This window comes from Thiomonas sp. TH-17, assembly GCF_057473305.1.
In genome coordinates, this window is the sequence record NZ_JBYCKI010000257.1 from 1 (window position 1) to 10330 (window position 10330).

Annotated in this window: 12 protein-coding genes; all 12 read left to right on the forward strand. The window is 65.6% G+C overall.

Features of this window, described 5'->3' with window-relative positions; translation table 11 throughout:
* Window positions 1–317, forward strand: a 317-nt coding sequence (flgB, locus tag AC2VLV_RS14935) for a flagellar basal body rod protein FlgB (RefSeq protein ID WP_486990737.1), incomplete at its 5' end; no start/stop codon positions are given.
* A 14-nt stretch (window positions 318–331) separates the two neighbouring features.
* The gene (flgC, locus tag AC2VLV_RS14940; protein WP_013105539.1) at window positions 332–748 is read left to right on the forward strand and encodes a flagellar basal body rod protein FlgC; all 417 of its coding nucleotides are present in this window, start codon (window positions 332–334) and stop codon (window positions 746–748) included.
* 40 nt (window positions 749–788) lie between these two features.
* Window positions 789–1487, forward strand: coding sequence for a flagellar hook assembly protein FlgD (locus tag AC2VLV_RS14945; RefSeq protein WP_486990738.1), 699 nt, complete (start codon window positions 789–791; stop codon window positions 1485–1487).
* An 82-nt stretch (window positions 1488–1569) separates the two neighbouring features.
* Window positions 1570–2817 carry a flagellar hook protein FlgE gene (gene flgE / locus AC2VLV_RS14950; protein ID WP_486990739.1) on the forward strand — a complete coding sequence of 416 codons (1248 nt, stop codon included), beginning with the start codon at window positions 1570–1572 and terminating at the stop codon, window positions 2815–2817.
* 20 nt (window positions 2818–2837) lie between these two features.
* A complete protein-coding gene (gene flgF, locus AC2VLV_RS14955; RefSeq protein WP_486990740.1) occupies window positions 2838–3575 on the forward strand; it encodes a flagellar basal-body rod protein FlgF in 738 nt (245 codons plus the stop codon).
* Between the two features lie 46 nt (window positions 3576–3621).
* A complete protein-coding gene (gene flgG, locus AC2VLV_RS14960; RefSeq protein ID WP_013105535.1) occupies window positions 3622–4407 on the forward strand; it encodes a flagellar basal-body rod protein FlgG in 786 nt (261 codons plus the stop codon).
* Window positions 4407–5108 (forward strand): flagellar basal body L-ring protein FlgH, encoded by a 702-nt coding sequence (locus tag AC2VLV_RS14965; RefSeq protein ID WP_486990741.1) that lies wholly within the window; start codon window positions 4407–4409, stop codon window positions 5106–5108. Before flgG ends, AC2VLV_RS14965 begins: the two co-directional genes overlap by 1 nt.
* A gap of 29 nt (window positions 5109–5137) precedes the next feature.
* Complete coding sequence (locus AC2VLV_RS14970) at window positions 5138–6277, forward strand: flagellar basal body P-ring protein FlgI (RefSeq protein WP_486990742.1); 1140 nt, start codon at window positions 5138–5140, stop codon at window positions 6275–6277.
* Between the two features lie 21 nt (window positions 6278–6298).
* On the forward strand, window positions 6299–7390 hold the full coding sequence (gene flgJ / locus AC2VLV_RS14975) for a flagellar assembly peptidoglycan hydrolase FlgJ (RefSeq protein WP_486990743.1): 1092 nt from the start codon (window positions 6299–6301) through the stop codon (window positions 7388–7390).
* Between the two features lie 38 nt (window positions 7391–7428).
* Window positions 7429–7827 (forward strand): hypothetical protein, encoded by a 399-nt coding sequence (locus AC2VLV_RS14980; protein ID WP_486990744.1) that lies wholly within the window; start codon window positions 7429–7431, stop codon window positions 7825–7827.
* Window position 7828: 1 nt separating this feature from the next.
* Window positions 7829–9832, forward strand: a complete 2004-nt coding sequence (gene flgK / locus AC2VLV_RS14985; protein WP_486990745.1) for a flagellar hook-associated protein FlgK — start codon at window positions 7829–7831, stop codon at window positions 9830–9832.
* Between the two features lie 17 nt (window positions 9833–9849).
* Window positions 9850–10330: flagellar hook-associated protein FlgL (gene flgL / locus AC2VLV_RS14990; protein WP_486990746.1), on the forward strand; the 481-nt coding region annotated here is incomplete at its 3' end.

The window sequence follows — 10330 nt, forward strand, 5'->3', positions numbered from 1 at the left end:
CCAATGCGAACACGCCTGGCTACAAGGCGGTGGACGTCGATTTTTCCGCCGCGTTCAAAGCCGCTTTATCCGGGCAGCAAACCGGAGGCCTGCCGCTTAAGACCGAGAACGCCAGGCAACTCGCAGGCCACGTCGCTCCCCTAGGCTCGAATTTCGTCGCCTACCAGACCGGCAATAACGTGAGTCTGAACGGCAACTCGGTGGACATGAACCGCGAGCAGGCCGCCTTCCAGAAAAACAGCATTCAGTACGAAGCCGATCTCACCTTCCTCACCGGCAAGATCAAAACCCTGACCTCCGCCATCACCGGCAACTAAGCGGCGCATTCACCATGTCCCTGTTCTCCGCCCTCGATGTGGCCAATTCCGGCCTGACGGCTGAAAGCTACCGCCTCAACGTGGTGGCCAGCAATCTGGCCAATGCCAACTCCGCCGTCAGTTCCAACGGCCAGCCGTACCGCGCCCGCGAAGTGGTGTTTGCCGCGCAGCCGCTGTCCGGCCCCGGCGTGCCTGCTGGCGTCAACGGCGTGCAGGTGGCCGGCGTGGTGGAAAAACCCGGCCCGCTCAAGCTCGTGTACGAACCCGGCAACCCGCTGGCCAATAAAGACGGCTATGTAAGCTACCCCAACGTCAATCCGGTGGACGAAATGGTCAACATGATCTCCGCCTCGCGCGCCTATCAGGCCGACGTGAACGTGATGACCACCACCAAAAACCTGCTGTTGAAAACCCTCACGCTGGGCCAGTGAACCTCCAGAACGCCCCGCCACTGACTGAAAGACCCCTGCCATGAGCACCTCTCCCATCAGCTCCAATTCCTTCCTGTCCTCGCTGCAGACGAGCAGCAGCAGCGGCACCTCGGGCAGCGCCGCCAGCGGCCTAAGCGGGCTGGACAACGTCAACACCTTTTACAAATTGCTGGTCACACAACTGACCAACCAGGACCCGATGAACCCGATGAGCAACACCGATCTGTCGGCACAGCTCGCGCAGTTCAGCACGGCCAGCGGCATTCAAAGCATGCAGCAGTCGATGGCCACCCTCACCGCCCAGCTCGCGCAGACGCAAGGGCTGCAAGCCGCCAATCTGGTGGGGCAGACGGTCGTGTTCGACAACAACAGCATCAGCCTGCCCGGCAGCGGCGGCACGGCCGGGGGCTTCACCCTGGCCTCGGCCGCGCAGAACGTGCAGGTGCAGGTGCTCAACGGCTCGGGTCAAACCATCGACACGCTGCAACTCGGCGCGCTGCCCACCGGCGTGCAAACCTTCAACTGGGATGGATCGACCAGCGGCGGGCAGCAGGCCCCTGCGGGCAACTACACCTTCAACGTCAGCGCCACGGACGGCACCGGCCAGTCGGTCGCGGCCGTGCCTTTTGGCACGGGCAAGGTGCAGTCGGTCTATCTCAACGGCAGCAGCGGCCCCGCACTCCAGATGGAGGGGCAGAGCAGCACCGTGCCGCTGTCGAGCATCGTGGGCGTGATGTAGTCGCCTGCGTAAGCCCGCTGCGTTTGCCCGAAGCACCCAACACCACACCGCATTCAGACCACATCATTTTTCGGGGGATTTCATGAGCACCTTCCAAACCGCCCTGTCCGGCCTGCAAGCCGCCTCCACCGACCTGCAGGTGATGGGCAACAACATCGCCAACGCCAGCACAGTGGGCTTCAAGAGCTCGAACGCCCAGTTCGCCGACACCTACGCCGCGGCCATCGCCGGCACCTCGCCGCAGTATGGACAGGTGGGCATCGGCACCTCGGTAGCCACGGTGGCGCAACAGTTCTCGCAGGGCAATATCGAATCCACGAGCAACCCGCTCGATGTGGCCATCAACGGCAGCGGCTTTTTCCAGTTCAACTACAACGGCTCGACGGTGTATGGCCGCAACGGCCAGTTCCAGCTCGACCAGAACGGCTACATCGTCGATGCTGCGGGCGGCCAGCTCATCGGCACGCCGGCGGTCAGCGGGGTGCTCACCGGCGGCTCCGGCCCGCTGCAGATCACCACCACCACCCTGGCCCCGCAGGCCACGACCAGCGGTACGCTGGGGCTGAACCTCAATGCCTCGGTCACGCCGATCCCCAGCGGCACCGCCTTCAGCACCAGCGACCCCACCAGCTACAACTACTCGACCACCAGCACGGTGTACGACAGTCTGGGCACCTCGCATCTGCTGACCTCCTACTACGCCCTGCCCTCCACTGGCGCCACGGCCAGCGGCCAGGCCTGGAATGTGTATTACTCGGTGGACGGCACCACGGCGGCTGGCGGCATCACCAGCGGCGGCCCTTCCGTCATTCAGTTCAGCCCGACCGGGGCCATCACCGGCACCGCCACGCTGACGGCCTCCGGCCTCACCTGGGCAGACGGCGCCTCGCCTTCAAACATCACCCTCGACTTCGCCGGCTCGACCAATTACAACGCCACCTCGGTGGTGAACTCGCTCACCACCGATGGCTCGGCGGTCGGCCAGCTCAGCAATCTGTCGATCGATCCCAGCGGTGTGGTGTTCGGCCGCTACACCAACGGCCAATCGGCCAAGCTCGGGCTCATCACCCTCACCAACTTCAAGGCGCCGCAGGGCCTGCAGCGACTGGGCAGCAATTACTTCGTGCCGACCTACGCCTCGGGCCAGCCGCTCACCGGGCAGCCGGGCGGTGGCGGGCTGGGCGTGCTGCAGTCCAGCGCGGTGGAACAGTCCAACGTCGATTTGTCGTCACAGCTGGTCAATCTGATCGTCGCTCAGCAGGCTTATCAGGCCAATGCGCAGACCATCAAGACGCAGAACCAGGTGGTCCAGACTTTGCTTAGCCTGTAATAAAACAGATCGTCTCAATCATGGATACCTTGTGGATTGCCGCCACCGGCGCCCGCGCCGTCCTGCGCCAGCAGGCGGTGACGACCAACAATCTCGCCAACGTGAACACCACCGGCTACCGCGGCGAGCAGGCGCAGTTTCGCGCCTTGCCGGTCTATGGCAACGCCCTGCCCACCAGCGCTTACACCACGGTGCAGGGCAACAGCGCCGACCTGCAGGAAGGGCCGATCAACCATACCGGCCGCAATCTCGACGTCGCCATTCGCGGCTCTGGCTGGATTGCGGTGCAGGCTCCCAATGGCGACACCGCCTATACCCGCAACGGCGATCTGCAAGTGAACGGCAGCGGCATTCTGTCCACCAGCGACGGCCGTCCGGTGCTGGGGCAGAGCGGCGCGCCGATTTCCCTGCCGCCGCTGGAGTCGGTGCAGATCGGCGCCGACGGCACGATCTCCGGCGTGCCGGTGGGCAGCCAGCCCAACGCGCTGGTCGTGGTCAACCGCATCCAGCTCGTCAACCCGCCGCCCGCGCAGATGCAGCGCGGCGCCGACGGCCTGTTCCGCGACACCCAGGGCCCGGCACCGGCCGACGCCAATGTGCAACTGGCGGTGGGCGCGTTAGAGGGCAGCAACGTCAACCCGGTGCAGGCCATGATTCAGATTCTCGACAACACCCGCGCGTTCGAAATGCAGACCAAGCTGATGCAGACCGTCGATCAGAACCATCAGGCCGCCACGCAATTGCTCAACGTGAGCTGATCCGCCGCGCCGCGCCCGCCCCCACTACGCCTTCAGAGAAACCGCCATGATCCGCTCGCTCTACGTTGCAAAAACCGGCCTCGAAGCCGAACAGACCCGCATGGACGTGATCGCCAACAATCTGGCGAACGTCAACACCAGCGGCTTCAAAGGTTCGCGCGCCGTGTTTCAAGACCTGCTCTATCAAAACCTCACCCAGCCGGGTGCGCAGTCGTCGCAGAGCACGCAATATCCCAGCGGCCTGCAACTGGGCACGGGCGTGCGCCCGGTGTCCACCGAGCGGCTGATGACGCAGGGCAACCTCACGCAGACCGGCAACTCGCTCGATGTCGCCATCAACGGCCAGGGATTTTTTCAGGTGCTCGAACCCAATGGCACCATCGCCTACACCCGCGACGGCACCTTTCAGCTCAACAATCAGGGGCAGCTCGTCACCGCAAACGGCTATCTGGTGCAGCCCACGGTCACCATTCCGGCCAGCGCGCAAAGCGTGACCATCGGCAACGACGGCACCGTGTCGGTCACCCTGCCGGGACAGGCCGCGCCGCAGCAGGTGGGCGCGCTGCAACTGGCCAGCTTCGTCAACCCCACCGGGCTGCAGAGCATTGGCGACAACCTCTATCTGCAAACCGGCTCCAGCGGCGCGCCCAACACCGGCCAGCCCACGCTCAACGGCCTGGGTTCGGTACGGCAGGGCTATCTGGAGTCGTCCAACGTCAACGTGGTGGCCGAACTGGTGGACATGATCTCGACCCAGCGTGCCTACGAAGTCAACAGCAAGGCGGTGACGGCTTCCGACCAGATGCTGCAATACGTCAACAACAATCTGTGATGACTGCGATGGTTTTCCTGCGCTTTCCCCGTCTGTTGCTGGCTGCGGCGTTCGCCCTGCTGCTGGGCGCCTGCGCCACGGCGCCGCAGCATCTCAGCAGCGGCGCGCTCAAGCCCCTGCCCATTCCGGCCGAGCCGGAGTCGATGAATGCGCACACGCCCAACGGCGCCATCTGGCAGCCGGGCACGAATGTGTCGTTGTTCGAGGACAGCCGGGCGCACCGCGTGGGCGACCTCATCACCGTGCTCATCCAGGAGAACGCCAACGCCACCAAATCGACCAACACCACGGTGAACAAGTCCGACGACGTGAGCGCGGGGCTGTCGAGCTTTTTCGGCAAGCCCTTCACCGTGGGCGGCTACTCGCCGTCGATGGGGCTGACCTCGTCCACCAAGTTCGGCGGCAACGGCGCCACGTCGCAGAGCAACACCTTCACCACCACCCTGCAAGCCACCGTGGTGCAGGTGATGAGCAACGGCAATATGCAAATCTCCGGGCAAAAGGAAGTCATGCTCAATGGCGGGCATGAATACATCCGCGTGGCCGGCGTGGTGCGCGCGGCCGATGTCAGCCCGCAAAACACCGTGCTGAGTACGCAGATCGCCAACGCCCGCGTGGAATACAGCGGCACGGGCGATGTGTACGCCGCCGCCAAGGTGCCCTGGCTGGCAAGCTTCTTCCTCTCGCTGTGGCCGTTCTGAGTATTCTGAATCGATTGGCGCCCTCTCTCATGTCACTCCGCCCTTACCGTTCTTTTGTACGTCTGGCTGCTGCGCTGACGCTGCTTGTCGCCGCGCTGGCGCCCGCGCTGACACCCGCTCACGCCGCCGCCATCCGCGATCTCACCAGCGTGCAGGGCGTGCGGGTGAATCAGCTCGTCGGCTACGGCCTGGTGGTCGGCCTGGGCGGCACGGGCGACCAGGCCACGCAGGTGCCCTACACCACGCAATCGCTGCTCTCCATGTTTCAGCGCCTGGGCATCAACCTGCCGCCGGGCGTGGCCTCCAATCTGCAGCCCAAGGACGTGGCTGCCGTGATGATCACCGCCAACCTGCCGCCGTTTTCGCAGCCTGGCCAGCAGATCAACATCACCGTCTCAGCCGTGGGCAACGCCTCCAGCCTGGCCGGCGGCACCCTGCTGATGACGCCGCTCAAAGGCGCGGACGGCCAGACCTATGCCGTGGCCCAGGGCAACGTGGTGGTCAGCGGTTTCGGCGCGGCCTCGGGGGGCAACAGCACCCAGGTCAACTTTCTCACCGCGGGCATGATTGCCAACGGCGCCACGGTGGAACGCGCCGTGGCGAACAACTTCGACAAGGCCGGCCCGATCACCCTTGCGCTCAACACCCCCAGCTTCGGCACCGCCAGCCGCGTGGCCGATTCCATCAACCAGCGTTTCGGCGCGGGCACGGCCACGGCGCTCAACGCCGGGGTCATTCAGGTGAACGCGCCGCTGACCGCGGGCGACCGCACCGCCTTTCTCGGCCAGGTCGAGGCGCTTGACGTCTCGCCCGAATCGCCGCCGGCCAAAGTGGTGATCGACGCCCGCAGCGGCACCGTGGTGCTGGGGCAGAACGTCACCCTGGGCGCCTGCGCGGTGGCGCACGGCAATCTCTCGGTCACCATCAACACGCAGTACGAAGTCAGCCAACCCAACCCGCTCGGCGCGGGCCAGACGGCGGTGGTGCCCAAAACCGATGTGAAAGCCAAGGCGGACAAGGCCAATCTGCTCATGTTCAAACCCGGCGTCACGCTCGAAGCGGTGGTGCGCGCACTCAACGCCGTGGGCGCAGCGCCCAACGACCTCATCGCCATTCTGCAGGCCATGAAGGCCGCGGGCGCGCTGCACGCCCAGCTCGAAGTGATTTGAGAGGGTGGGAGCCAATCCGCCATGACCACGCCACCCAGCCAGCCCCTGTCCCCGCTGCCGCCGAGCGGCGCGGCGGCGTCCAACAGTCTGTCGTTCCAGGGTCTGAACCAGCTGAAGGCCGCTGCCAATGCCGACCCGCGCAGCCCGCAGGCGATCAAGGCCGTGGCGCAGCAATTCGAGGCGCTGCTGATGCAGCAGATGCTCAGCGCCATGAACGCCACCAGTCTGGGGCCGGACTTGCTGGGCGACACCGCGGGGCCGATGTTCAAGTCGATGTTCACCCAGCAACTCGCCACCACCCTCAGCCAGGGGCAAGGCATGGGGCTGGCCACTTATATCGCCCGCGAGCTGTCCACCCGCTACGGACTCAACCCCGGGCTCAACCCCGCCGGACCGCAGCCGCCTTCGGGCACGCCCGCTGACGGCGGATCGATCGCCGCAAATGCGGTGAACACACAGGCCAGTGCACTTCCGCTGGCCAGCAGCGCGACTGCGGCCTTGCCCGCCCAGTCGCTCGCCACCTACCGCCAGAACGCGCTACCGGTGCAGCCGCTCATCCCTGCGCCCAGCACCTCGTCCACCGCGTCAAGCTCGCCCGCCAAAAGCGCCACCCCGCCGCTCGAACAGGCCAAGTCGTTCATCGCCAGCATTCTGCCCAGCGTGCAGACCGCGGCTAAACAGCTGGGCGTCACGCCTGTGGCCATTCTGGCGCAAGCCGCGCTCGAAACCGGCTGGGGGCAGCACGCTCCGGGCAACAATGTGTTTGGCGTCAAGGCGGGCGGCGGCTGGACAGGCGGCACCGTGCAGACGCTCACCCGCGAATTTCGCAATGGCGTGGCGTCGGTGGGCACGGCCGCCTTCCGCGCTTACCAGAACGTGGCCGACAGTGTGGACAACTACACCGCCCTGCTCTCCCGTCCGCGTTATCAGTCAGCCCGCGGTCAGGGCAACGATATTTCGGCGTTCGCCAGCGCGCTGCAGCGCAGCGGCTACGCCACCGATCCCGACTACGCCGCCAAGCTGGTTGCCATCGCCCGCAGCCCGCGCATGCAGCTGGCGCTGCAGCAACTTGGGGTAAATTCAGGGCCGGATTCAAGTTCTGCGGCGCAGTGACGTTATCTCTCATACTCCCTGCGCTCGCTTCCGCCGCCATGTCCCAGCTCCAGCCCCCTCAAGACGAACGCCAGCTCGTCGCTGCGCTCACCGAAGTGCTGCGCCAGCAGCGTCAGGCGCTGGTGAATACCGGCAGCGAAGGCGCCGCGCCCGTGACCCCCATCTGGCAGCCGCTGCTCCAGGCGCTCGAAGGCTTTGCGCAGCGCCGCCGCTCGGGCGACCCCGTGCTCGACCACAGCCCCGAGATCACCGCCGAAGTCACCGCCCTGCGCGATGAAACCCTGGCGCTGCAGCACACCCTCACCGTCTGGAGCGCCGCGCTGCAGCAGGCCATCGCCCAATCGCAGCGGCAAACCGCCGATCCCACTTACGCGCCGGCAAGCGGCGTGGCCAAAGGGTATGGGCAGACGCAAGGCCAATCTTTAGGGAGGGGATGAGATGTCAGGCATCAGCGGGCTGCTCAACAATGCCCTCACCGGCCTGCAGGCGGCGCAGTCTGCGCTGCAGGTCACGGGCAACAATATCGCCAACGTCAACACGCCCGGCTACAGCCGCGAAACGGCGGTGCAAAGCACCCTCACGCCCAGCCTGTACGGCGGGCAATATCTGGGCAACGGCACGCAGATCGACGCAGTCACCCGCAGCTACAACAGCTATCTGCAGTCGCAGGTGTGGAGCACGGCGGCCACCGCCAGCGGGGCGAACACCCTCAACACCCAGATCCAGCCCATCGCCAATCTGATCGCCGGCGCCGACTCGGGTCTGAGCACCGCGATCAACCAGTTTTTCGCCAGCGGCGTGGCGCAGGTCGCGGCCAATCCGGCCGATCTGCCGTCGCGGCAAAGCCTCATCAGCCAGTCGCAGTCGCTGGCCCAGACCATTCAGACTTCGGCGCAGCAACTGCAAAGCGCTGCCAATGGCGTCAACCAGCAACTCGGCCAGAGCGTGACCGCCATCAACAGCCTCACGCAGCAGATCGCAAAGCTCAACGTTCAGATCAATACCCTCTCGGGCACCGGCAGCACGCCCAACTCGCTGCTCGACCAGCGCGATCAGCTCATCACCCAGTTGTCGGGCCAGGTGGGCGTGACCGTGCTGCCGCAAGACGGCAATCAGGTCAACGTGTTCACCGGCAACGGCCAGGTGCTGGTGGCCGGTGCGCAATCGTTCGACCTGAAAACCACGCCCAGTGCCTACGACCCGTCGCAGCTCGAAGTGGCCTACGCCTCCAATGGCGCGGTGCTGTCGCAAGGCCTGCAAGGCGGCACGCTGGGCGGGCTGCTGCAGTTCCGCAGCCAGGTGCTGCAGCCCGCGCAGAATGCGCTCGGCCGCATCGCCGACGGTCTGGCTTCGGCCATGAACAGCCAGCAGGCGCAGGGCCTTGATCTGAACGGTCAGTTCGGCGCGGCCATGTTCCAGGCCGGGCCGGTGCAAGTGCTCGCCAGCTCGGCCAATACCGGCAATGCCGTCATCAGCGGCAGCGTGGTCGATGCCAATGCGCTCACCACCGCCGACTACCGGCTGAACTACGACGGCAGCAACTGGTTGGTCACCAATCTTTCCACGGGCCAGCCCGTCAGCGGAGCGACAGTGGGCACCTCGGGCAGCGCCACCGTGCTGGCCTTCGACGGCGTGCAGGTCAACGTCAGCGGAGCGCAGACGGGCAACAGCTTTGAGGTGCAGCCCACGCGTTACGGGGCGCTCAGCTTTCAGTCCGTTCTCACCAACCCCACGCAAATCGCCGCGGCCTCGCCCTATGTTTCCAGCTCGGGGCAGATGCAATCGGGCGGCCTGGTCAACACCAATCTGGGCAACCTCACCCTGTCGGCCGGGCAATACAGCGCCACCAGTGGCTCTGGCGCCTTGGTCATTTCGGGCGCGAGCGTGCCGACCACCCTGCAGGTCACGCTCACCAGTGGCGGCACCAGCGGCGCCGTGGGCTTTCAGGTCACGCAATCCGGCTCGGCCACCGTGCTGGCCAGCGGCAGCCTGAGTCTGGGCGGCAGCGGGCAGGTGTTGTCCATCCCTTACGCCAACAACCCGCCCGGCGGCTACTGGAACGTCACCCTCGCCGGCAGCACCGCCGTCTCGGGCGACGCCTTCACCCTCAGCCCGGCCAGCGGCGGCAATGGAGGCAATGCGCAGGCTATGGCCACGCTGCAAACCGCCAAAACGCTCGAAGGCGGCGCCAACTCGCTCGAAGGCGCTTATTCGCAGCTCGTCAGCCAGGTCGCCACGCAGGGCAACCAGGCGCAGAGCGCACTGAGCGCGGCCAGCGCCGTCGCCGCCCAGGCGTCTGCAGCGCAGCAGTCGGTCTCGGGCGTGAATCTCGACGAAGAGGCGACCAACCTCATTCAGTACCAGCAGGCGTATCAGGCCGCGGCCAAGGCCATTCAGGTGGGCAACAGCCTGTTCACCTCGCTGTTGCAGGCCGTGCAGTAAAAAGGAAGGGCATCGCCATGCGCATCAGCACCTCACAGTTCTACGCCGCCAGTCTCACCGGCATCCTCAATCAGCAGAACACGCTCAATACTCTGAGCCAGCAACTCTCGACCGGCAGCACCCTGACCAACCCGTCCGACCAGCCCGTTGCGGCGGCGCAGAACGTCGCCCTCACCGGGCAGATCAACCGCCTGGCCGGTTACACGCAAAACGGCCAGAACGCGCAAAACTCGCTGCAACTCGAAAGCGCCACGGTGCAAAGCGTCACCACTCTGGTCAGCCAGGCGCGGCAACTCGCGGTGCAGATGAACAACGGCACCGTCAGCTCGCAAGACCTGCAAAACGCCGCCGCCACCATGCAAGGCTATGTGCAGCAACTCGCGCAGTACGCCAACACCCAAGACGGCCAGGGCAACTATCTTTTCGCCGGCAGCAAGAGCGGCGCCCAGCCCTTCGTCATTCAGGCGGATGGCAGCGTGCAATACCAGGGCGATGGCG

What these genes read in the sequence shown, in the direction of transcription:
- flgF (WP_486990740.1), top strand. Translation starts at nt 2,838, where the DNA reads ATGGATACCTTGTGGATTGCCGCCACCGGCGCCCGCGCCGTCCTGCGC.
- AC2VLV_RS14970 (WP_486990742.1), top strand. Translation starts at nt 5,138, where the DNA reads ATGTCACTCCGCCCTTACCGTTCTTTTGTACGTCTGGCTGCTGCGCTG.
- flgG (WP_013105535.1), top strand. Translation starts at nt 3,622, where the DNA reads ATGATCCGCTCGCTCTACGTTGCAAAAACCGGCCTCGAAGCCGAACAG.
- flgJ (WP_486990743.1), top strand. Translation starts at nt 6,299, where the DNA reads ATGACCACGCCACCCAGCCAGCCCCTGTCCCCGCTGCCGCCGAGCGGC.
- AC2VLV_RS14945 (WP_486990738.1), top strand. Translation starts at nt 789, where the DNA reads ATGAGCACCTCTCCCATCAGCTCCAATTCCTTCCTGTCCTCGCTGCAG.
- flgC (WP_013105539.1), top strand. Translation starts at nt 332, where the DNA reads ATGTCCCTGTTCTCCGCCCTCGATGTGGCCAATTCCGGCCTGACGGCT.
- flgK (WP_486990745.1), top strand. Translation starts at nt 7,829, where the DNA reads ATGTCAGGCATCAGCGGGCTGCTCAACAATGCCCTCACCGGCCTGCAG.
- AC2VLV_RS14965 (WP_486990741.1), top strand. Translation starts at nt 4,407, where the DNA reads ATGACTGCGATGGTTTTCCTGCGCTTTCCCCGTCTGTTGCTGGCTGCG.
- AC2VLV_RS14980 (WP_486990744.1), top strand. Translation starts at nt 7,429, where the DNA reads ATGTCCCAGCTCCAGCCCCCTCAAGACGAACGCCAGCTCGTCGCTGCG.
- flgE (WP_486990739.1), top strand. Translation starts at nt 1,570, where the DNA reads ATGAGCACCTTCCAAACCGCCCTGTCCGGCCTGCAAGCCGCCTCCACC.